Below are 21,861 nucleotides of genomic sequence, written 5' to 3'. Positions count from 1 at the left end.
CGCCCGCCTCTCAGAAGCGGGCGCTTTCGTTTCCCGGGGCGGGTTAGGATCGAACTTGACGCTGTAGGCAACTCTGGCCACTGTTGGCTCTCCGTTCATGACCACAGCCGGCCCAGTCCCTTCTTGGTCAGATATCGTGCTGGATATTGAACAGGCGATAAAACCAGGCGGGCAGGGCGCGTATCGGTGCGGTGCGGGGGTTGGTATGTTCAATCACTTGCCCTTTCTCCCACTGGGGGTTGCCCTCCTCGTCGAGCGTGACGTGCCAGAAATTGTCCAACTGCGACAGTAACAGATACTCCGATAACGCTTCTGCGAACTCCTGGCTCTCGATCATCATGCCCATCTCGAAGTTGAGGTGGTCGGAACGGGGATCGAAGTTGGACGAGCCGATGTAGCTGAGCCAGTCATCGATGACGAAGGCCTTGTTGTGGTAGTAGGTGGTGGCTTGGTGGAGGTAGGGGGGGTGCACCGCTTCGCTGTCATATTCATAGATGTCAACACCCATCTCCAGCAGCGGTTTACGGTATTTGTCGTAATAGGCGGCGACGAATCCCGAGTCGTTGGAGGCGGCGCTGTTGGTCAGCAGGATAACGTCGGCTCCGTTCTCGAGAAACGCCTGGGTCGCGGTGAACTCATCGCCGTTGGGGATCATGTAGGGGGTGGAGATCAGCAGCTCCTTGTGCTGGGTCGGGTAGGTCAGCAGGAACTGCTCGATCCGGCGGCGGAAATAGGGCAGCGAGTCCTCGAACTTCTCCATGTCATCGAACGCCGGCGTGACCAGCGCAGAGATGTAGTCCGGCTCCGGCAGTGCGGCCCGCACTTCGGCGATAGCCCTGACCACATCCGGGTGCTCATCCTTCATCTCCTGAAAATCTTCAAGAAACAGGCTCTGCTGCTCGCTGGGCTCACCAGAAAGCACCTGGTCCACAGGGACGGATTCCTCATGGCGCCAGAACAGTTCGAAGTTGGCTTCAAACTGGCGCAGGCTTTCTCCCCGCACCAGCAGGTCCAGATCGAAGAAGTTGGCGCTGTCACTGAGCCCGAAATAGTCATCACCGATGTTACGGCCGCCGATGATCAGCAGCTCCCCATCCACGTTGAAGTACTTCTGGTGCATGCGGTGGTTGAGAGCTTTTTTGCGAAACTGAAAGTTGAACGCACGGGTGAACCAGCCGGTGTGGCGAACATCGAAGGGGTTGAATATCCGGATATCCATGTTGGGGTGTTGGTCCAGATCCTTAAGCCAGCGGTCGTTGAACACCAGCAGGTCGTCCAGCAGTACCCGCACTTTGACGCCCCTCTGCGCCGCCTGTAACAGGGCGTGGTAGACGTAAATTCCGGACACATCGTGATTCCAGGTGAAGTAGGTGATGTCAATAAACTCGGTCGCCTGGTCAATCGCCTCCAGTCGATAGGCCAGGGACTGGGGCGCGGTGGGAATGAGGAAAACCTCACCAGGCACGGTTTGGCCCTGCCAGTTAAGCTCAAACCCCTCCGGTGGTTCTGGGGGGGCGCTGGAACAACCGGAAAGTCCCGGTATCAGCCAGAGTTGGAGCAACAGTAGCCACAGCGCTTGGGGGAGTTTAGAGGCGAACAGTTTCATGGCGATCATCGTTGGTAAGCTTAAGGCTAACTATTGTTGAACGAACGCTTTTTATCCAACCCTTGCGGGTCGTGAGGCCCGTTTCCCATGACGTTCTGGTTCGGGTCAGAAGCGGTAGGCGACTTTCAGCATCGGACCATAAAACTCGTAGGTGACGTCGATGGTGGTGAGCTTGGTGCGGTAATCCACGCCCAGTTCGTAGTAGCTGAGAGAGCCGGTCACGCTCCAGGCCTCGGAGATCCGGTAGCGTGCTGCCACCTCCAATTCATACATCCAGCCGGTGATCTCATCGACCTCCAGGTAAAAAGCATGGCCGTGGCTGATGAACACGATCCGCTCCCCCACCGTAAACTCCATCCGCAGTCCCAGATTGGGTAGGGGGGCGGTGACGGCACTGAACACTTCACCGTGGATCTCGCTGTCTCCTCCGCCAGTAGGTTCCGGCTCGATCTCCAGCCGGAGGTCGCCGATAAAACCCAGGCCCAGGTGGGTCACGTGTACACCGGCAAGCAAGTCCAGCGCTAGGTCTTCACCCTGAAAGAACCGGAAGCCGTATCCAAACCGCATGATATCCACCTCCAGCACGGTTTCCAGGTAGGAGCCGGCCTCAACATGGTAGGTGTAACCATTGATGGTGAACTGGAAAGGGTCTGTAACATCCTCCTGAGTTCCGTCCCTGTGCAGCCGGCGCCAGTCGAAGTAGAGATGGTGACGATCGTTGAAGCGGTACTCCACATCAAAGTAGGGCAGGCTCCTGTCATGGGGCAGCATCAACTCCGATTCGAAGTTGAGGATGCGGTCCTTCTCGGCAAAAGGGTCGTAGACGCGGATATTGGTATCGGTCTGGGAGAAGAAGGTACCTAGCTCGATCTCCCAACTGCCCGCCTGAATGGGGCTGGTGATCGGCAGGCTAATCAGCACGGCCATCAGGCTGCGCAGAGTCGGTTTGGGATCTGCAGCGGATGTCGGAAGCGGGTTTACGAGCATCAGGATAGTGGGGCCCAGGTGAAGGTTTCGAAGGCAAAATGAGAGAAGGGGTCGGCGTATAATCTGCCACAAAGAGGCTTGACCCACCCTGAATGGTGCGAAGCCCCATTGGCAACTTAAGGTGACAGCGGCGGGCAGGTGGCTTGCCATAGGCGCAATGTCGGATCCGGACCGCTGCCTGTTGTCGCCCCCGCAGGGGTGCTAGGTTGCTGGGATTCGATTTTTTGTGAGCAGGGAGCGTCACGTCATGAGCCATAACGTCGCCGACTTCGACCGCTGGATCCGCAGCGATTTTATCCGCCTCAACAGCGAGCTGGAGGGGCTTTATCTTGCCCAGCCGGATCCCGCCAACGTCGATGGGGTTGGCACCGAACTCAAACAGACCCTGGAGCAACAGGGACGGGAGTTCTGCCGGGCCCTGCTGGCGGAGGGGAACACCGACGAGGGGTTTGAAGCGGCGTTCGACCTGCTGGGCAATGTGGGCTTCTACCTGGCTGCCTGCCGTCGCCACGGCCTGTCGGACCCGGACCAAGATCGTCGCTCCCCCCAGGAGGAAGCCTCCGCCCTGGCGATGCACATCGCCGCCTCCATCGGCGTGGTGCCCCGTTTCGCCACCGCCCACCTCTGTACCCACAACCGGGCGATCCAGGGACAGTACAAATCCTTCACGGATCTGGCGGACGAGCGCTGCTTCATCGATTACAACACTAAGGGGATCCTGGCGTTCAAGCGGGCGGCGGAAGCCCTGCTGAAAACCCAGGCGCTGGGGATCTCACACCCCATCACCCTGGACCTGCTGCGCACGGCGGAGCAGGCGCTGCGGGAGGTACGGGAGAGCAACGCGATGCTGTTCCGTACCCTGGACCCGCACCAGTTCTTTTACAGCGTGCGCCCCTACTACAAGCCCCACCATGTGGGTGGCCAGGTCTACCGCGGCGCCAATGCCGGCGATTTCGCGGGCATCAACGTGATCGACATGCTGCTGGGCCTGTGCCGTGCCAACGACCCGGACTACGGTCGGATGCTGGTGGAGAAGTTCCTCTACATGATGCCGGAGGATCAGCGGATCCTGCGGGATTGCATGCGTCGGCGCAGCCTGATGGACGACTTCCTGGCGGCTCGGGAACATCACGGGCAGAGCTGGTACCAGGAAAACCTGGCGGCACTGCTGAGGCTGTGCGAGCTGCACGGTGAAATCGCCACCCAGCACCACGACCAGTTGGTGCAGAACTTCATCGTTGGCCCCTCCGAGGCGATGGATCGCAAGCACCTGGGTCAGCTCACCGCCTCCGGCCCCCAGCTGCAACATCTGCTGGCCTCCCTGGCCAACCTGAGAGACCGTCGTGCCGCGACCCCCCGGGAGGATCTGCAGACCCGTTATGCCGATGTCGCCACGCTGCGCCAGAGCCTGGGAGTGGACCATGACTGAGTCCCGCTTAAGCGCCGCCGATTTTCACCTCGGCAGTGGCAGCTACCTGCTCAACCACTCTGTGGGGCGACCACTGAAAAGTGCCGAAGCGGCATTTCATCGCGACTATTTTGAACCCTGGCAGCAGCAGGGGGAGGCGATCTGGCCCCATTGGCTGCAGGCGATCGACGGTTTCCGTGCCGCGCTGGCTCGGCTCTTTTCCGTCTCTGCTGAGGGGTTCTGTCCCCAGAGCAACCTCTCCAGCGGCCTGACCAAGCTGGTGATGGCCCTGCCAGAACTGGCCCGGGCGGGGGGCAAGGTGTTGCTGAGTGAGCAGGACTTTCCCACCATCGGCTATGTCCTGCAGCATGCCCTTCCCGGCGGTCGCGATCAGATCCGCTACATCCCGGTCTCAGCGGATGTGACCGATCCCGATGTCTGGGCGGACGCCATGACGGCGGAGATCCGCCTGGTGTTTGTCAGCCATGCCTACTCCAACACCGGTCAGCAGGCGCCGTTGGCGGAGATCCTGCCACTGGCCCGGTCGCGGGGAATCCTGAGCCTGGTGGATGTGGCCCAGTCGGCGGGGATCCTGCCGCTCGACTTGTCCCGCCAGGCGCCGGACTTCGTGCTCGGCTCCTGCGTGAAATGGCTCTGCGGCGGCCCGGGCGCCGGCTACCTCTGGCTGTCGGAGGCGCGGATCGCCGAGTGCGAGCCCAAGGATGTGGGCTGGTTCTCCCACGCGCAGCCGTTCGAGATGGATATCCACGACTTCCGTTACCACCCCGGCGCCAACCGCTTCTGGGGCGGCACCCCCTCGGTGGCCCCCTACGCCATCGCCGCCCACTCGGTGGCGCGCCTGGTGGAGCACGGTATCGACGTCATCCGTGCACACAACCTGGCACTGCAGCGGCAGGTGATCGACGCCCTGGGCGAGCGGGTGGTTTCCCCACGCACGGAGGCGCAGCGCAACGGCAGTCTAATCCTTCATGTCGGTGCGCGTCAGACCCAGCTGGCTCCGGCGCTGGCGGCAGCGGGGATCGCCATCGATGAGCGTGCCAGTGGCGTGCGCGTCTCCCCCCACCTCTACAACAGTGCAGAGCAGATGGCGCAGTTGGTCGAAGTGGTGGAGGGGATTGGCTAACGGGGCTGCCCCGTCTTCTTTGGATGAAGATCGGGCCGGCGGAGCCCTTGGCTCACATTGGGCAACGGTGAAGGTTCGGGGAACGACCTACGACCCGATCACCCAAGGAGGGTAAAATGAAGAAGCCACTGACGGTTCGCAGCCTCGAGAAGCTGGGGCGCGTACGACTATCGGAATCCTTCTTTATGAGGGAGTTTCTCTACTCCGAAATATCGCAAATCGAGTCGATCCCCAATATTCCGCACCACCCGGATTTGGCGATGCGGGTCGGCCAGGCACTCTGCGAAAGAGTGTGCTTGAGCCTATCCAGGCACAGTTTGGTCGCATCAATATTCGGTCGGCCTACCGCTCTCCCGAGGTCAATGCCAAGGGCGCCGAGAACGGTAACCAGTACAACTGTGCGAGCAACGAAAGTAACTTTGCCGGACATATCTGGGACTATCGTGATGCCGAGGGGCACCTGGGCGGCACCGTATGCATCATCGTCAATGCCTTTGTGCCCTACTACGAACGAACCGGCGACTGACAGGCGTTAGCCTGGTGGATCCATGACCATATTCCCGGTTACTCGCAGATGCAGTTTTTTCCAAAGATGGCCGCCTTCGATATCGCCTGGCATGAGAAACCGAAGAAGATCATCCGAAGCTTTATTCCCGGCGGCCCCAGACTGCTGACCAAGCCGGGAATGGCGAATTTTGCCGAGACAAATCAGGCCAGCTACCGCGAGATGCTGGCGGAGATTGGATAATTCCCGGTTTTACCGAACGAGCGATCTCCTGGTGATACCCAGTTTTCCGCCATCAAAACGAATTAACGGATTGATTTAAATGGCCGCTATTGATAGCGTGGCTATCGCTTTAACCGGCTTGTAATCAGCCAGTAAGATTTAAACGGACTTAATACTTTGGTGGGAAAATGAGAGCACTATTTTTTGCATTTTTTATCCTCTCTTTCGGGGTGCAATCTGCTGAATATCAGGATGATATCGATAAATTTTTTGATCTGTACTCCAGTGGGAAAGTTAATGAGGCGGTTGATACCATATACTCGTCAAATTCATACGTCTCTGCCATTCCAGACCAGATCAAAAATATCAAAACCCAGCTTTCTGCCTTAGAAGGCCTCGTCGGCTCCATCCAGCATATCAATCGGGTTGATACTTTCAGTGTGGGCGAACTCCTGGTTCAAGTGACTTACATTGTGACTTATGCACGACAACCCGTGCGTTTCGAGTTCCAGTTTTTCAAGGTCAAGGATGGTTGGCGAACGTACTCTTTCTCTTTCGATGACGAGATTGATGAAGAGATTAAAGCCGCCGCCAGGAAGGCGCTACTTATTCAGCCTGAATAAGGTGGCGAGTAGGGTGGGGCATGGGTTGGCTTAAGTCGGCCTCAATGCCCCGCGTCCGAGCCTGGGGAAACCGAGTGAAGGCTAACGCTATCGTTGGCGACACTAGGCAGGATGGATTCCGGAGCACGGATGATGAAATACAAAAAACATCAATTCTGCCATTCATAACTTCGGACATAGCTTCACCAGCTTTGGGAACTATGTCGATGATGACTATGTTATTTACGAGTTGAGGCAAATTCACTTAAATGGCCATGATATTTCAATCGAATGGCGAAGTGGCCGCTTCTCTCCTTCTCAATTCCTCAGCCAACGGATACAGAGAGCCGTGGAGTATTGGGCGGCTTCCCTGGATGCACATCCACTGAGTCAAAATGTTTTACCGGAGTCGATCAATGTCATCCGCTTCGAATGGCCCGCAGACTCTCCGTATTTTATGATGGCCATTGATGATAGAGGCGTTGTTCACAAGCAGTACTTCAGGTAGCTCGTCTCATACGGAGTAACTATTCTTCATCTTGTCCTGAGCCCCCGTGTGGCAAGAACAATCGATTGGGCAGGGTGGCCTCTGAGTAGATCTGTTCGGCTTAGCCCAATCTTTAGCTGCCTTGGCAGCAAAGCGGGCTCCAGTTCTCGATGAACCTTGTTTTCGTCCGCTTCTGGCGCGAGTCGACTCTGATACTTGGTCGTCCTTGTTCCGGGGCAAAGTCCGCTCTAAGTATCCATTCCACCGCATTCAGTTCTTTGGCTTTCATCCCCTTGCCCAACACTTTGTTCATCTTGGCCTTGCTGCCCTGCAACTCCCTAAAAAATGTTGACATATACTTAGCCTCAAATCTCCATCTCACGGGGCACCAAGCTGTCCCAAAACAGACTAGAGCGGGGTCCAAATGAAAAAGGGTACAGGTTTACTGTTGGCAATGTTCATTCATGGCCTTCTCTTTCAAACCGCATTCGCGCAAGAGGAAAGAAAAGCTGTGGTGCCTTTACCCTCGCTCGATGACTTCACCAGGGGTGAAGATGGCTGGGCTTTCGGGCTGGGGGTGGGGGTTGAATACGAGTCCGCATACGAGGGCTCGGATGAATACGACTTCGAAGTTGATCCTGCCGGTGCCGTGCAATGGCGCAGAGGCAATCACATTGTCTACTGGGCGGGGGAGGCGCTGGGCTGGCGCGGGCTTCCTGCCGAAAAGTGGCTACTCGAGGCCGCCGTGGGCTTCGACGAAGGTCGTGAAGAAAGTGATTCCGACGAGGGGCATCTGGATGGTCTCGGTGATGGAGACGAGGGTGTTGAACTGGTGCTGCAAGCTCGCCGTGCTTTCGGTACCGATTGGCGTTATTGGCTGGATGGCCGAGTTGTAGCCGGTGAAAATGGCACGCTTGGTCTTTTGGGAGTGGGGTACCGCTTCGGCGATAAGTGGGACGGGACCGGCCATGAAATTGCTTTCGCTGTGGTGTTTCACGATAGCGATTATGCCAATAAAGACTTTGGTATCAATGCAGAGCAATCCGCCGCATCGGGACTGGATGAGACCGACCTAAGCGGCGGATATCGCTCGGTTGGATTCAATTACAATTATCGTCAGTATGTTGCCGAGAATTGGCAGATTTTTGCTGAGGCGGTCTATGAATATTACAGCAGTGACATTCAGGATAGCCCCATCGCGCGTAGCGACTATGAAGCCGAGGTGGGGGTCGGATTTATTTATGTGTTCTAAGTAAATGTTCAGAATCGTGCTTCGCACTACCATTCGCGAAGGCAAGCTGATGCGCTGGAGCACAAAGCTCTTAGGAACTCGGTTCTAGGCCCTCGTTCCTAAGAGCCGTAGCCAAGCTCAGGGTGCCTGAGCTTTCACGAAAGTTGAGCGTATTTAGGAACAGCTATTCAGATGGATTAACGCCCGCCTAACACGCAATGTGTTGGCATGGCTTTTTGCGTTGTTTGCCAAAACCATGACAACTAATCATTGTCGGAGTTAAGGCGTTTGTTATATTGCTTTGCAAACGTTTCGTAATCTCTTGATTTTAAGTTGGTAATATCATCTAGTACCAAGCGTTGAGCGCCATATGTAATTGCTAAACTTACGATAACACCAGAGTTGATATCTAAAACGATATCTGAACGTTTGAAACTTGTCTGTTCAAAATTACTTATTTTAGAAAGTACCAATGCTACTTCTTTACCATTAATAGTAAATGCAATTGATGCCTCTGCGACTGGCTCATTATTAGCGTTTTTGGAAGGATAAACTAATACATTCCAGCTCGAATCATTGCCAGAGGTTAGCCTGTGAATACCAAGCCCACTCGCTTGCTCAGGCGTAATTATTTTCTCGGAAATAAATGCCATATCCGTAGTAGCAACTGAGCACCACGGTAAAAACAAAAATAATAGAGCCAGATGTTTAATCATACTTCCCTGCAATATAACGCCCGATTAACGGGTAAAAAATTGTGGGCTAAAATTGAGCGAAGCGAATAGCACGCAAGTTTTTTATCCCTGTTGAATTGCTTGTTATAAGCCCTTTTTGCAATACATTGCAACCTTATGTGCCACTTTGCTACCTGTTAGCATATTGACAGCAATAATCATCGATGGCGTATATAGAAATAATACAACTCCGGCAAAAGCATTTTTTGCCTCAGGAGCAAAAGTCATTATTACCATTGATGTGTTAACTAGAACAAATGACCAAATAAACCTTTTAATAAAACCATCAGCTTTAACAAAAAATTTATAGTATTTATTAAAGAGGTGAATGCCTGCTAATAATATTAAGCTAAAAAGAAAAACCTTTTCGTAGTAGCCGTGAACTAATGTATAGAAGATAAACCCCGGCACCATTACTGGAGATAAACTCGCAAATGCTAATTTTTGCCGAAGCATTTTATTTCTCACTGAACCTCCGAGGGCTTATAACAGTGGATTTATTGCGCCTGTGGACACCTGAAGGGGCGCATTAACACCGGCGAAAGTGAGACCAACCTAACAAGTGACTCCAATTCAATCAATGTGTTAGGTCTAGTTTGATGCTGTTCTCTGGGCGAAACAGAGAATCCAAGTGGTGAAAGTTGGCCATCCTCGCGAACGGCCGGATTTGGCCGCTTAAGTGGGCAATAGAGCAGGAACGGTTAAATGCATAAGGCCCGAGTGGTCAACGGAGGGGGAGAGGCGAAAGCCTCTGACCGGCCGCCGGGTCGCTCCCGGCAAAGAAAGATCAGATAACGCATAAGCCTCACGGCGCAGCCGACCCCAAAATCAAAGCTCCTCTCGAACCCTGCGCCACATCAGCGGAAACCAACAAAAACGGCGTCCAGTGGACGCCGTTTTCTATGGAGGCCGGGATGTCCAGGGCGGGCTTAACCGATCAGCACGAAGCCGATGAAGGTCAGCACCGCGGCGATCAGCGCGTAGGGCAGCTGGGTGACCGCGTGGCTGATCAGGTCGCAGCCGGAACCCTGGGCGGCCAGTACCGTCGAGTCGCTGTAGAAGCAGGCCTGGCTGCCGAAGGAGGAGGCGGACAGCAGGGCACCGATGGTCAGCGGGATGTCGGCGCCAACGGCGTGGGCCAGCGGCATCACGATGGGGATGGAGACGGCGAAGATCCCCCAGGAGGAGCCGGTGGCAAAGGCCAGCAACGCCATCGCCAGGAACACCAGTGCAGGCAGCATTGAGGCGCTCATGTAGGGCAGCAGGCTGTCGATGACGAACTGTGGCAGTTGCAGCTGGTCTGACACCTCCTTGAAGATGAAAGCCGCCATCACGGTGCCAACGGCTGGCAGCATGGTCTTGAAGCCGTCCACCATCTGCTCCATCGCTTCCGGCAGGGTCATCAGGCCGGCGGCACGGAAGTAGACCAGGGTGGCCAGCAGGGTTACCAGCAGGCCTTTCCAGATGTCGATCTCGAAGTAGAGGGTCGAGCCTACCAGCAGCACCAGCGGCAGCAAGAAGTGGCGCAGTCGGCCGTTGCGGTGGCGGGTGGCGAACTCCTCCTCCATCGCCTTGAGGGCGTTGGCGTCCAGGGTACGCTCCAGCGCCTCCTGCTGCTGGGCCGGCTCGGGCAGTTGACCGGCGTGGCCGGCCATGGCGCGGGCTTCCGCCCGGGCCATGGGGCCGAACAGCGGGATGGCGCCGACGATCACCAGCAGCATCACAGCCAGGGTCAGCCAGGCGTAGAACATGTAGGGGATCGCCTGTATGTAGAGCGCGATCCCTGAGCCTTCACCGTCGCTCTCCAGCAGACCGCCGAAAAACACGGCCCAGGTGGAAAGGGGAACCAGCACGCAGATCGGTGCCGCGGTGGAGTCCACTACGTAGGCCAGCATCTCCCGGGAGATCTTCAGCTTGTCGGTGACCCGCTTCATGGTCTCGCCAACGGTGAGGGCGTTCAGGTAGTCATCGATGAAGATGATGAGGCCGAGAAAGCTGGTCATCAGCAGGGAGGATCTGCGTCCTTTGGCCAACAATAGAGCCCGCTCGCCAAAGGCGAAGGCGCCGCCGGCCCGGATCAGCAGGGCGATCAGCGAACCGAAGCCGCCGCACACCAGCAGCAGCCAGCCGATGGTTTCATCCTGCATCACTTTGAGCGAGGTCGCGGCAAAGTTATCCAGTACATCGAGGGGGTTGGCGGAGATCAGAAACAGGCCGGTACAGGCACCGATGACCAGCGCCAGGATAGGGCGGCGCAGCTGGATAGCCAGGACCAGGACAACAAAAGGGGGAAGAAGGCTCAGGGCAGTCGGCTCAGACATGCGTTCCAGGTCCTTAAAGATCGATAGCGCTACCACAGAGCGCGGGGACAAAGGAAAAGCACCTGGCTGTCCGCAGAAAAACCAGGTAGGCATACCTGCTTTTACGGACGTGTCTCCAGACGCTGCGGTACACCGCTTTCGCTATTGCCGGACCCGGTCAAAACATCGGCGGCAAAGTAATCCGAGTTGGCGTTGCCGTCAATTGCAGCTTTGGGTAATTGTTTTTGCCCTTAGGATCAGCATTTTTTGAGTTCCTATTCAGTGGCGGAGAGGGTGATTAAGTTTGTGTCGCGCCGGTGACGGCAGGCATGGGGAGGTTGTCTCTGCTTTGTAGGAGCAAGAGCCCCTTTTGCGGGCGTTACGGAGTTAGTTGGGCAGCTCTCGGCAAAGAAAGATCAGATAACGGATAAGCCTCACGGTGCAGCTACTCACCGAAAGGAAATCAAAGAGCGATACATTCGGTATCCGCCACGACCGATTAATCCCGCTTGGGAGTTAACAGCGCCACTATGTGCGGATCGACGTACTCTGGTATCGTTTCTTATCTGAACAAGGAAGATGAAAACCAATCCGTTACCAGGGATTGCCACCGATGCGACCCAAGGTAGAGGGGTTGGGATCTGTTTAAAGGGAGTTGAACCATGACATTACACCGATCATTAACCGCGGTAGCCGGCGTATTCTTCTTGGCTGCGTGCGCTACGACGCCGACGGCTCAGTTTCAGGCACTGCCACTCACTGAGTCTGAACTGCTGTCGGAAAAATGGCAGCGCCTGGAGCGCTACTCGCCACTGTTTCCCATCGAAGAGGCTCGGGCAGGTAGCGAAGGCTGTGCTTCCGTTGAATATGTCGTGACACCGGACTACGAAATCAAAGAGATCAAGGTGGCGGGCTCGACGAGCCATCACTTTGCAACCCAGGCCAAGCGCGTCATCAGCCAGTGGAAGTGGGATGATCTTCCCAAGGGGATTCTGGCAGCGCCGGTTAAGACCCGCACCCAGTTCCTGTTCTGCCTCGAAACCGGCGATGGGCACTGTTCCCGAGCCCCCGTACTGGATCTCGCTCAGTGTGGCGGCGACGACATTATCCTATCGGTAGCGCAAAAAGCCCTGCGCAGAGGCTGATGCTCCTTGGCTCGACGGTGTGAAGGCGGCAAGTGTGGAGGCATCTGCCCACGGAAATTGGATACGCCACCTGCTCTCGCTCCTGGGCTGCCTACCTCGGATTTTAATCAGCTCGAACGTAGGTCGGTTGTAGCAAGGCTGAGGGCCATGGATGGCCCGAGTGGTCAACGGAGACAGGAAGCCGACTTTGACCTGAGGCGCAGCGGAGAGCGACCGGAGTGAGGGCTGCGCTGAAAATGCACATAACCACGTTTTGCTCTGCCGACTTCGAGGCCGCTCCTTCACTTCCCTGTGATTGAGGCACTTGGGCATCCTGCCCATCGGACTCAGCGATGCCATCGAAAGAGCGGCCGCAGGGAGGCAAAAAGGGAGTCCAGAGGGGTGAAACCCTTCTGGTTGCCGTCGCCAACGCGACAAATCACATTAGAAACAAAGAAGCCTCGCAGCGCAGCCGCCCACCAAAACCAAACCTCCACAAACCCGGCGCCGCGTCAGCGGAAACCAACAAAAACGGCGTCCCTCTGGACGCCGTTTTGCCACCAAACGAGAGAAAGCGGAGTTAGCTGAGCATCGGCTTTAAGAACCGCGCCGTGTGTGACTCCTTACACTCCGCTACCGCTTCCGGGGTGCCGACGGTGAGGATGGTGCCGCCCCCGGCACCACCTTCCGGACCGAGATCCACGATCCAGTCGGCGGTCTTGATCACGTCCAGGTTGTGCTCGATCACCACCACGGTGTTGCCGTGGTCCCGCAGCCGGTGCAGCACGTCCAGCAGCAGTTGGATATCCTGGAAGTGCAGGCCAGTGGTGGGCTCATCGAGGATATAGAGGGTCTTACCGGTGTCCCGCTTGGAGAGCTCCTTGGCCAGCTTGACCCGCTGGGCCTCACCGCCGGAGAGGGTGGTCGCGGACTGTCCCAGGCGGACGTAGGAGAGGCCGACATCCATCAGGGTCTGCAGCTTGCGGGCGATGGCGGGGACGGCGTCGAAGAAACCGCGCGCCTCCTCCACCGTCATCTCCAGCACCTCGTGGATGCTCTTGCCCTTGTAGTGCACCTCCAGGGTTTCCCGGTTGTAGCGCTTGCCCTTGCACTGGTCGCAGGGGACATAGACATCCGGCAGGAAGTGCATCTCCACCTTGATCACCCCATCCCCCTGGCAGGCCTCGCAGCGGCCCCCTTTGACGTTGAAGGAGAAGCGGCCGGGCTTGTAGCCCCGGGCACGGGACTCTGGGGTGCCGGAGAACAGCTCCCGGATCGGCGTGAAGATCCCGGTGTAGGTGGCCGGGTTGGAGCGCGGGGTACGGCCGATGGGGGACTGGTCGATGTCCACCACCTTGTCGCAGAGATCCATCCCCTCTACCCGCTGGTAAGGGGCCGGTTCATCCACGGTGGCGCCGTTGAGCTCCCGGTGGGCGATCTTGTAGAAGGTGTCGTTGATCAGGGTCGATTTGCCGGAGCCGGAGACCCCGGTGACACAGGTCATCAGGCCGACGGGAATGGTGAGATCCACCTGTCTGAGGTTGTTGCCGCTGGCACCGTAGAGGGTGATCACCTGCTCGGGATCGTAGGGAGTCCGAGTTGCGGGAACGGCAATCTTTTTCACTCCGGACAGGTACTGTCCGGTTAGGGAGTCCTCACTTGCGAGGATATCTTCGAAGGTGCCGTCCGCCACCACTTCGCCCCCATGCACGCCAGCACCAGGGCCGATGTCGATGATGTGGTCCGCGGCGCGAATGGCGTCCTCGTCATGCTCCACCACGATCACGGTGTTGCCCAGGTCCCGCAGGTGCTCCAGGGTGTTGAGCAGTCGTTCGTTGTCCCGCTGGTGCAGGCCGATGGAGGGTTCGTCCAGCACGTACATCACCCCCACCAGGCCGGCGCCGATCTGACTGGCCAGGCGGATCCGCTGGGCCTCGCCGCCGGAGAGGGTATCGGCGGAGCGGGAGAGGTTGAGGTAGTTGAGGCCGACGTTGACCAGGAAGCCGAGACGATCGTGGATCTCCTTGAGGATCTTCTCCGCGATCTGGCGCTTCTGGCCCTCGAAGGTGAGCTGCTCAAACCAGGCTAGGGCATCGCCGATCGACCACTGGGTCAGCTGCGGCAGGGTGTTCTCGCCCACGAAGACGTTGCGCGCCTCCTCCCGCAGGCGTGAGCCGCCACAGCTGCGGCAGGCGGTAGTGGAGATGTACTTGGCCAGCTCCTCCCTAACCGAGTTGGACTCCGTCTCCTTGTAGCGCCGCTGCAGGTTGTTGAGGATCCCTTCGAAGGGGTGCTTGCGCACCACGGTATCGCCGCGATCGTTGACATACTTGAACTGGATGCTCTCCCGGCCGGAGCCATCCAGCACCCACTTCTTCACCTTGCTGGGCAGGTCCTTCCAGGGCATCTCGATGTCGAAGTCGTAATGCTCCGCCAGGGAGCGCAGCATCTGGTAGTAGTAGAAGTTGCGCCGATCCCAGCCGCGGATGCAGCCGCCGGCGAGGGAGAGATCTGGGTTGGTGACCACCCGCTCCTCGTCGAAAAACTGCTGAATGCCGAGGCCATCGCAGGTGGGGCAGGCACCGGCGGGGTTGTTGAAGGAGAAGATCCTCGGCTCCAGCTCCGCCATGGAGTAGCCACAGAGCGGGCAGGCAAAGTTGGCGGAGAAAATCAGCGGCTCCCCCCCCCCCTCCATGGGGGCCACCAGGGCGACCCCACCGGAGAGCTCCAGCGCTGTCTCGAAGGACTCCGCCAGTCGCTGCTTGAGATCCTCCCGGACCTTGAAGCGGTCCACCACCACCTCGATGGTGTGCTTGACGTGCAGGTCTAGCGTTGGCGGATCCGACAAGTCACACACCTCGCCATCGATGCGGGCACGGACATAGCCCTGGGCGGCCAGGGATTCCAGCAGCTTGGTGTGCTCCCCCTTGCGGCCCTGGATCACCGGCGCCAGCAGCAGCTGCTTACTGCCGGGCTCCAGTTCCAGCACCTTGTCCACCATCTGGCTGACGGTCTGCGCCGCCAGCGGTTCACTGTGGGTGGGACAGCGTGGCTCCCCCACCCGCGCAAACAGTAGCCTCAGGTAGTCGTAGATCTCGGTGATGGTGCCCACGGTGGAGCGGGGGTTGTGGGAGGTGGATTTCTGCTCGATGGAGATGGCCGGGGAGAGGCCCTCGATGTGGTCGACGTCCGGCTTCTCCATCAGTGACAGGAACTGACGGGCATAGGCGGAAAGAGACTCGACATAGCGCCGCTGCCCCTCGGCATAGAGGGTGTCGAACGCCAGGGAGGATTTGCCGGACCCGGACAGGCCGGTGATCACGATCAGCTTGTCCCTGGGGATGGTGAGGTTGACGTTCTTGAGGTTGTGGGTGCGGGCGCCCCGTACTTCTATATTGTCCATCGAGCCAGCTATCCAAAGATCAAAGTTTTCCCAGTATCGCATAATCGATTAAAGCGCGGCACCGCTGTGAACTTTGTCACTTATGGTTGGCTCCCGCGCTCTGCTTACCTGACGTACCTTCCCAATAGCCCCAGAACCCAGTTCCTCAATAGCTCATCCTAAACATGCTCGACTTTCGTGTAAGCCCAGAAGTATCAGGCTTTAATCCGGCTCTTAGGAACTAGGGCCTAGATCCTAGTTCCTAAGAGCTTGGTGCTCGACTGCACTAGGTCGCCTTCGCGAAAGGCAAGATGTCGCGCAATTGGGAACAGTTATTTAGCTCCGAGAACCTAGAACCTAGTTCCTCGTTCCTGGTTCCGAAAAGCAGGGAGCCCCGGAAAGCGTGTGCTGTGCGCGGATACAACGCATTGGTGGCAGACAAGTTTTCAACCTTTGGTACACTGTTTCCCTGTTGCGATACCGCCCCATTATCAGGAGTCTCCGTGAGTCAAGGACTTACCCCCATCGAAAAACGCACCGCTCTCTCCCTGGCTGGTGTGTACGGCCTGCGCATGTTCGGCCTGTTTCTGATCATGCCGGTGCTGGCTACCTATGGTCAGTCCCTGGCGGGGTTCTCGCCGCTGTGGGTGGGGATCGCCATCGGCGCCTACGGCCTGACCCAGGGGATACTGCAGATCCCCGCCGGGATCGCTTCCGATCGCTTCGGCCGCAAGCGGGTGATTGCCGCCGGCTTGCTGCTGTTTGCCCTGGGCTCCCTGGTGGCGGCCCTGGCAGACTCCATCTACGTGGTTGCCCTGGGGCGGGCGCTGCAGGGCGCGGGGGCGATCGCTTCGGCGGTGCTGGCGCTGGCCTCGGATCTTACCCGGGATGAGCAGCGGCCCAAGGTGATGGCGATCATCGGCTCCTTTATCGGTCTCTCTTTCATGGTGGCCCTGGTGGCGGGGCCGGCGCTGGCGGGCTGGATCGGCATTAACGGTCTCTTTGGCCTGACGGCGGTGCTGGCACTGGGCGCCCTGGCGGTGATGCAGTTTGTAGTGCCTAACGCCGTACAGAAAGCACCGACGCGGGACCTGGTGGCGGTGCCGGCGCGGCTCAAGGCGCTGCTCAAAGATCCCCAGCTGCTGCGGCTGGATATCAGCATCCTGATCCTTCACATGCTGATCACCGCCATCTTCGTGGCCCTGCCGCTGGCCCTGGTGAGTGCTGGCCTGGTGGCGGATCGTCACTGGACGCTCTACCTGCCCGCCATGGTGCTGGCGCTGGTGCTGATGGTGCCGATCCTGCTTTACGGGGTGAAACGGGGCCAGACCCGCGGGCCTTTTCTTTTTGCCATCGCCCTGATGGGACTGGCGGCCCTGCTGATGCTCACCCAGCTCGATTCGGTCTGGGGTCTGAGCGCCGCGGTGGTGCTCTTCTTCGCCGGCCTCAACTACCTGGAGGCGGCGCTGCCCAGCCTCATCTCCCGTCTTAGCCCCCCCGGGGACAAGGGCTCTGCCATGGGGATCTACTCCACTGCCCAGTTCTTTGGTGCCTTTGCTGGCGGCCTGCTTGGGGGTGTCCTCTACACCCACCTGGGTGCCCAAGGTGTGTTTGCCCTGTGTTGCGGCGCCATCGCCCTCTGGTTTGTCCTGATGTGGGGGATGCAGGAGCCGCGCAAGGTACGTAGCGTGACCCTGGATGCGCCGCTTTACGATCCCGCCCGGGCACAGAGCCTGGCCGGGCAGCTCTCCGAACTGCCTGGCGTGGTGGAGGTGGTGCTGATCCCGGAGCAAAAGGCGGCCTATCTCAAGGTGGAGGATCCCTTCGATATCGAGGCGGCGAAAGCGGCATTAACGGCTTGATCGATTTGGTCACTTAATGGGCAGACAAAGGAGCGTGATCCCAGTCGGCCCCCTATGGTAATCTGTGCGGTCATAAATCAGAGCAACTCGTTGGAGATATCGATGGCCGGTGGCATCAACAAAGTGATCCTGGTTGGCAACCTCGGGCAAGACCCGGAAGTGCGTTACATGCCCAATGGCAACGCCGTAGCCAACATTACTGTAGCAACGTCCGAGTCCTGGAAAGACCAGCAGGGTCAGAAGCAGGAGCGGACTGAGTGGCACCGGGTGGTGCTGTTCCGTCGCCTCGGTGAGATCGCCGGTGAGTACCTGAAGAAGGGCTCCAAGGTCTACATCGAAGGCAAGCTGCAGACCCGCAAGTGGCAGGACAACAACGGCCAGGATCGTTTCACCACCGAGATTGTCGCCAACGAGATGCAGATGTTGGACAGCCGTGGCGGCCAGGGCGGTGGCCAGAACTTTGGTGGCCAGAGTGGTTACCAGGGCGGTCAGGGTGGCAGCCAGCCCGGCGGTTACCAGGGCGGTCAGAATTACGGTGGTCAAGGTGGCCAGCAGGGGGGCCAGAACTATGGCGCTCCTCAGGGCGGCCAGAACTATGGCGGTCAGGGTGGTGGCCAGCAGAGCCGACCGGCTCCGGCGCCTCAACAGCAGAAACCGGCGGCCCAGCCTCAGCAGAACCAGAACCAGAACCAGAGCTTCACCCCGGAGCTGGATGAGGGCTGGGACGACGACATCCCGTTCTGAGGACTTGGCTCCCGTTCGCTCTCTCAATCCCCGCTTCGGCGGGGATTGCTGTTTTTGAGCCTCCGTTGACCAATTGACTTTCTCTGCCGGCAAGGCAAGGTGGAGAAAAACTGAACAGAAGATCCCCTCGGCGAGGGATCGGCGGCAGGAGCCCGGATGAAAAAAAACCGCACCCAGACCCAGAGACTGATCCAGTTTTGGATCACCTCCCTGCTTTTCATCACCCTCAGCTTGCTGATCAGCGCCTGGACCGCCAGTTACAGTCACAGCAACCATAACCGAGAGGTACGGGTGAACGCTCTGGTCAAACTGATGAATGACCAGTCGGCGCGGGGGGTGACCCTGGAGCAGATGGAGGCCTGGTTACCGGACCTGCTCGAGGGACTTAAGGCGGATCGCTTTATCCTGCTCAGCGGGGAGAGAGAGCTGTTTCGATGGCAGCCCCGGCAATATTTCGAGCGCCCCTCCATGCACTTTCGCCGTCAGCTCGATAACGGCCTGACCCTCAAGGTGGCGCTGAAGCGGCCTCAACTGCTGCCGACCTTCAGCCGTTCGGAGTGGTTGGTGGTGGGCGCCGGATTGATGATGGCGCTGGGGATGGTGCTCTTCGGCCGACGCTGGTTGCGGGGCGAAATGGCCGGCGTCGAGCTGTTGGCACTGCGGGCTCGCCGCATCAACGACGGGGAGTACGAGGCGGCAGGATCACCGGTCAGGGGAGAGCGTCCCCTGGTGGTGGGGCGGGCGATGCAAAAACTCCATCGACAGTGGCGCCGGGAGCGCAGTGCCAAGCTGGAGCTGGATCGGCAGATCCGCGCTAACGCCAGCCTGGATCCGGAGCTGGGGCTGGGCAATCGACTGTTTTTCGAGTCCCGGTTGGCCTCCTTGGCACCGGATGACCAGCTCAGCAGTCATGGACTGCTCTGCCTGCTGCAGTTTGATGGCCTGGAGCCGCTGGATAGCCAGAGTCGCCTGGTGCTGCTGCAGGAATTCATTGACCACTGCGATCCGATACTGATGGCTCACCCGGATGCGGTGTTCGCCCGCCTGGAAGCGCTGCAGCTGGGGCTGGTGGTCCCGGTCTTGCCCCTGAAAGAGGCGGATGCCCTGGTGGCGCGGTTACATCGCAGTGCCGGGCGTCTGAGCCTGCCCGGCGAGGTGGAACGGGATCGCCTGCTCCATCTGGGGGCTGCCTACTTCGTTCAGGGAGAGTCGTTGGAGCAGGCGCTGGAGGAGGCGGACCAGGCATTGAGAGCGGCCCAACTTCAGGGTGAGAGCGGCTGGTTCATGTACGACAAGGGTGCGGTGGACAGGGAGCTGGCTCAGGGCTCCGTGCGCTGGCGAAGCCTGCTGGAGGGAGCGATCCGGCGTGGGGATTTCCTGCCTCAGTTCGAGGACGTAGTCAACGCCGAGGGCAAGGTGATTGCCCGGGAGATGGTCAGCCAGATCCGTGATGGCCAGGGTACGTTGCTGGCGGCCTCGCTCTATCGTCCCATGGCGCGTCGCTGCGGACTGTTACCGATGATCGATCGGGAGCTGCTGGCCCTGGCACTGCGCCAGCAACGGGAGCATGGCTGGCCCGAGCCTGTGACGGTCAACCTGCCATTCGAGTCGGTAATCCATCCCCGTTTTGGTAAGTCAATCAAGATGTTACTGGCTAACTACCAGGCCCGCCGTAGTCAATTGATCATCGAGGTGAACGAGCGTGAGCTGGTGCAATACGCCGACCAGATGATCCCGACACTCAGGCAATGGCAAAAGATGGGGGTCCAGCTGTCTGTGGACGGGGTGGGCTATACCGTCGAGGGCACCCACTATATCGACGACCTGAGCCTGCACTGGCTCAAGCTGCACCCCAGTCTGGTACATCAAATTGACCGGCGCCCGGACAGTCAGCTGGTGGTGACCAGCCTGCGCCAGGTGGTCTCTCACCATCCTATCCAGGTGGTGGCGGCAGGGGTCCAGACTGAGGCGGAGCGGCGCTGCTTACTGCAGCTTGGCGTCTCTGCCCTGCAGGGCAGCGTGGTTGCAACCGGGCGCAAGGCGGGTTGAGTAGGAAGATCGGCTAACCCCTTGTACCAGGTTCTGCACCGATCTCAGTTGTTCCTACCCGGCCTAAGGGGCTCGGCTCTTCCCGAGGAGCAGCTGCGGGCGATGGGGTTTGCTTTGCCAGTCAGCGAAGCGGCTTTCTTACCGGGGGGGGGGCGCATCCTTGCGTACAAAAAAGCAGCGCTTGCTCCTAGGGTGAGAGTGGGAGCTTGGCGGTATGATAAAGAACTGAGCGGCTTAATCTTACCCGTGATTGCAGCGCGGCTGCCCTTCTCCGGCTCACGCCAACTTCCTGACGCTATTTGAACCCGGTCAGATCCCCCGCAAGCCAGAGCAGAACTGGCTTGTGGAACCGATGGGGCGTTGGTAAAGTGTGCTCAATTTCCCCCCCTCCCCTCAGTGTCTACTTACGGGTCTGGTACATGTTTAAGAAAATTCGTGGTCTGTTTTCCAACGACCTATCTATCGATCTGGGGACTGCTAACACCCTGATTTACGTTAAAGAACAGGGTATCGTTCTCAACGAACCTTCAGTCGTTGCGATCCGTCAGGAAAGGGCTTCCGGACCTAAAAGCGTTGCTGCCGTTGGCCATGACGCCAAACAGATGTTGGGCCGGACGCCCGGCAACATCACCGCCATCCGACCGATGAAGGATGGTGTGATCGCTGATTTTTACGTCACCGAGAAGATGCTTCAGCACTTCATCAAGCAGGTGCACAACAGCGGCGTTTTCCGCCCCAGCCCCCGTGTGCTGGTTTGCGTACCCTGCGGTTCCACCCAGGTTGAGCGCCGCGCCATCAAGGAGTCCGCTGCCGGTGCGGGCGCCCGCGAAGTGTATTTGATTGACGAGCCCATGGCCGCGGCCATCGGTGCCGGTCTGCCGGTCTCCGAAGCCACAGGTTCCATGGTGGTGGATATCGGTGGCGGTACCACCGAGGTGGCGATCATCTCTCTGAATGGGGTGGTCTACTCCTCCTCCGTGCGGATCGGTGGTGACAAGTTCGATGAGGCCATCGTCAACTACGTGCGCCGCAACTACGGCAGCCTGATTGGCGAAGCCACCGCAGAGCGGATCAAGCACGAGATCGGTTCCGCGTACCCCGGTGACGAGGTGCGTGAGATCGAGGTTCGCGGCCGTAACCTGGCCGAAGGGGTGCCGCGTAGCTTTACCCTGAACTCCAACGAAATTCTCGAAGCCCTGCAGGAGCCCCTGTCCGGCATCGTCTCCGCAGTGATGACCGCCCTTGAGCAGTCTCCGCCGGAACTGGCTTCCGACATCTCCGAGCGCGGCATGGTGCTGACCGGTGGTGGTGCGCTGGTGCGCGATCTGGATCGCCTGCTGCAGGAAGAGACCGGGATCCCCGTGGTGATTGCCGATGATCCTCTGACCTGTGTGGCCCGTGGTGGCGGCAAGGCGTTGGAGATGATCGACATGCACGGCGGTGATCTATTCTCCGACGAATAAGGACTCCTGAC

General features: G+C 58.6%; 17 protein-coding genes. 11 read left to right on the top strand and 6 right to left on the bottom strand.

Translation table 11 applies throughout. The features are described 5' to 3' along the window. Positions 1-127: 127 nt before the first annotated feature. Positions 128-1,606, bottom strand: coding sequence for a phospholipase D-like domain-containing protein (locus ABD997_RS14225; RefSeq protein WP_345317775.1), 1,479 nt, complete (start codon positions 1,604-1,606; stop codon positions 128-130). A 105-nt stretch (positions 1,607-1,711) separates the two neighbouring features. Next, on the bottom strand, positions 1,712-2,593 hold the full coding sequence (locus ABD997_RS14220; RefSeq protein ID WP_345317774.1) for a hypothetical protein: 882 nt from the start codon (positions 2,591-2,593) through the stop codon (positions 1,712-1,714). Between the two features lie 247 nt (positions 2,594-2,840). Between ABD997_RS14220 and ABD997_RS14215 the strand changes: the two genes are divergently transcribed. The 6 genes from ABD997_RS14215 (at position 2,841) to ABD997_RS14190 (ending at position 8,213) form a co-directional block, all read left to right on the top strand. Further along, the gene (locus ABD997_RS14215) at positions 2,841-4,022 is read left to right on the top strand and encodes a PrnB family protein (RefSeq protein ID WP_345317773.1); all 1,182 of its coding nucleotides are present in this window, start codon (positions 2,841-2,843) and stop codon (positions 4,020-4,022) included. Then, a complete protein-coding gene (locus tag ABD997_RS14210) occupies positions 4,015-5,145 on the top strand; it encodes an aminotransferase class V-fold PLP-dependent enzyme (RefSeq protein ID WP_345317772.1) in 1,131 nt (376 codons plus the stop codon). The genes ABD997_RS14215 and ABD997_RS14210 overlap by 8 nt, the downstream gene beginning before the upstream one ends. Positions 5,146-5,437: 292 nt before the next feature. Continuing rightward, positions 5,438-5,671: a hypothetical protein gene (locus tag ABD997_RS14205; protein ID WP_345317771.1), complete on the top strand. Its 234-nt coding sequence runs from the start codon at positions 5,438-5,440 to the stop codon at positions 5,669-5,671. Positions 5,672-5,719: 48 nt separating this feature from the next. Further along, positions 5,720-5,893, top strand: a complete 174-nt coding sequence (locus tag ABD997_RS14200; RefSeq protein ID WP_345317770.1) for a hypothetical protein — start codon at positions 5,720-5,722, stop codon at positions 5,891-5,893. A gap of 167 nt (positions 5,894-6,060) precedes the next feature. After that, on the top strand, positions 6,061-6,495 hold the full coding sequence (locus ABD997_RS14195; RefSeq protein ID WP_345317769.1) for a hypothetical protein: 435 nt from the start codon (positions 6,061-6,063) through the stop codon (positions 6,493-6,495). A gap of 890 nt (positions 6,496-7,385) precedes the next feature. Next, positions 7,386-8,213, top strand: a complete 828-nt coding sequence (locus ABD997_RS14190) for a MipA/OmpV family protein (RefSeq protein ID WP_345317768.1) — start codon at positions 7,386-7,388, stop codon at positions 8,211-8,213. 242 nt (positions 8,214-8,455) lie between these two features. On the opposite strand, the gene ABD997_RS14185 is transcribed toward ABD997_RS14190, so the two are convergent. The 3 genes from ABD997_RS14185 to ABD997_RS14175 all read right to left on the bottom strand — a co-directional run bounded on the left by ABD997_RS14185 (position 8,456) and on the right by ABD997_RS14175 (position 11,247). Next, positions 8,456-8,908, bottom strand: coding sequence for a hypothetical protein (locus ABD997_RS14185; protein ID WP_345317767.1), 453 nt, complete (start codon positions 8,906-8,908; stop codon positions 8,456-8,458). Positions 8,909-9,010: 102 nt separating this feature from the next. Continuing rightward, positions 9,011-9,394 (bottom strand): hypothetical protein, encoded by a 384-nt coding sequence (locus tag ABD997_RS14180; protein WP_345317766.1) that lies wholly within the window; start codon positions 9,392-9,394, stop codon positions 9,011-9,013. Between the two features lie 461 nt (positions 9,395-9,855). Beyond that, positions 9,856-11,247 carry a Na+/H+ antiporter NhaC family protein gene (locus ABD997_RS14175; protein ID WP_345317765.1) on the bottom strand — a complete coding sequence of 464 codons (1,392 nt, stop codon included), beginning with the start codon at positions 11,245-11,247 and terminating at the stop codon, positions 9,856-9,858. Between the two features lie 641 nt (positions 11,248-11,888). On the opposite strand from ABD997_RS14175, the gene ABD997_RS14170 reads away from it, so the two are divergent. Next, positions 11,889-12,371 (top strand): energy transducer TonB, encoded by a 483-nt coding sequence (locus ABD997_RS14170; protein WP_345317764.1) that lies wholly within the window; start codon positions 11,889-11,891, stop codon positions 12,369-12,371. A 559-nt stretch (positions 12,372-12,930) separates the two neighbouring features. Here the strand turns inward: ABD997_RS14170 and uvrA are convergent. Further along, on the bottom strand, positions 12,931-15,753 hold the full coding sequence (uvrA, locus tag ABD997_RS14165; RefSeq protein ID WP_345317763.1) for an excinuclease ABC subunit UvrA: 2,823 nt from the start codon (positions 15,751-15,753) through the stop codon (positions 12,931-12,933). 482 nt (positions 15,754-16,235) lie between these two features. On the opposite strand from uvrA, the gene ABD997_RS14160 reads away from it, so the two are divergent. The 4 genes from ABD997_RS14160 to ABD997_RS14145 all read left to right on the top strand — a co-directional run bounded on the left by ABD997_RS14160 (position 16,236) and on the right by ABD997_RS14145 (position 21,850). Continuing rightward, a complete protein-coding gene (locus ABD997_RS14160; protein WP_345317762.1) occupies positions 16,236-17,594 on the top strand; it encodes an MFS transporter in 1,359 nt (452 codons plus the stop codon). A 102-nt stretch (positions 17,595-17,696) separates the two neighbouring features. Further along, positions 17,697-18,338: a single-stranded DNA-binding protein gene (gene ssb / locus ABD997_RS14155; RefSeq protein WP_345317761.1), complete on the top strand. Its 642-nt coding sequence runs from the start codon at positions 17,697-17,699 to the stop codon at positions 18,336-18,338. Positions 18,339-18,494: 156 nt separating this feature from the next. Continuing rightward, positions 18,495-20,387, top strand: a complete 1,893-nt coding sequence (locus tag ABD997_RS14150; RefSeq protein ID WP_345317760.1) for an EAL domain-containing protein — start codon at positions 18,495-18,497, stop codon at positions 20,385-20,387. A gap of 419 nt (positions 20,388-20,806) precedes the next feature. Next, positions 20,807-21,850, top strand: coding sequence for a rod shape-determining protein (locus ABD997_RS14145; RefSeq protein ID WP_345317759.1), 1,044 nt, complete (start codon positions 20,807-20,809; stop codon positions 21,848-21,850). The last annotated feature ends 11 nt before the right edge of the window (positions 21,851-21,861 follow it).

The organism is Ferrimonas gelatinilytica, assembly GCF_039544205.1.
Lineage (GTDB): Bacteria > Pseudomonadota > Gammaproteobacteria > Enterobacterales > Shewanellaceae > Ferrimonas > Ferrimonas gelatinilytica.
This window is presented reverse-complemented; position numbering and strand designations above follow the sequence as displayed.

Bases quoted from the DNA above. Each gene is read 5' to 3' on its own strand.
- ABD997_RS14225 (WP_345317775.1), bottom strand. From the start codon at position 1,606: ATGAAACTGTTCGCCTCTAAACTCCCCCAAGCGCTGTGGCTACTGTTG.
- ABD997_RS14220 (WP_345317774.1), bottom strand. From the start codon at position 2,593: ATGCTCGTAAACCCGCTTCCGACATCCGCTGCAGATCCCAAACCGACT.
- ABD997_RS14215 (WP_345317773.1), top strand. From the start codon at position 2,841: ATGAGCCATAACGTCGCCGACTTCGACCGCTGGATCCGCAGCGATTTT.
- ABD997_RS14210 (WP_345317772.1), top strand. From the start codon at position 4,015: ATGACTGAGTCCCGCTTAAGCGCCGCCGATTTTCACCTCGGCAGTGGC.
- ABD997_RS14200 (WP_345317770.1), top strand. From the start codon at position 5,720: ATGCAGTTTTTTCCAAAGATGGCCGCCTTCGATATCGCCTGGCATGAG.
- ABD997_RS14195 (WP_345317769.1), top strand. From the start codon at position 6,061: ATGAGAGCACTATTTTTTGCATTTTTTATCCTCTCTTTCGGGGTGCAA.
- ABD997_RS14190 (WP_345317768.1), top strand. From the start codon at position 7,386: ATGAAAAAGGGTACAGGTTTACTGTTGGCAATGTTCATTCATGGCCTT.
- ABD997_RS14185 (WP_345317767.1), bottom strand. From the start codon at position 8,908: ATGATTAAACATCTGGCTCTATTATTTTTGTTTTTACCGTGGTGCTCA.
- ABD997_RS14175 (WP_345317765.1), bottom strand. From the start codon at position 11,247: ATGTCTGAGCCGACTGCCCTGAGCCTTCTTCCCCCTTTTGTTGTCCTG.
- ABD997_RS14170 (WP_345317764.1), top strand. From the start codon at position 11,889: ATGACATTACACCGATCATTAACCGCGGTAGCCGGCGTATTCTTCTTG.
- uvrA (WP_345317763.1), bottom strand. From the start codon at position 15,753: ATGGACAATATAGAAGTACGGGGCGCCCGCACCCACAACCTCAAGAAC.
- ssb (WP_345317761.1), top strand. From the start codon at position 17,697: ATGGCCGGTGGCATCAACAAAGTGATCCTGGTTGGCAACCTCGGGCAA.
- ABD997_RS14150 (WP_345317760.1), top strand. From the start codon at position 18,495: ATGAAAAAAAACCGCACCCAGACCCAGAGACTGATCCAGTTTTGGATC.
- ABD997_RS14145 (WP_345317759.1), top strand. From the start codon at position 20,807: ATGTTTAAGAAAATTCGTGGTCTGTTTTCCAACGACCTATCTATCGAT.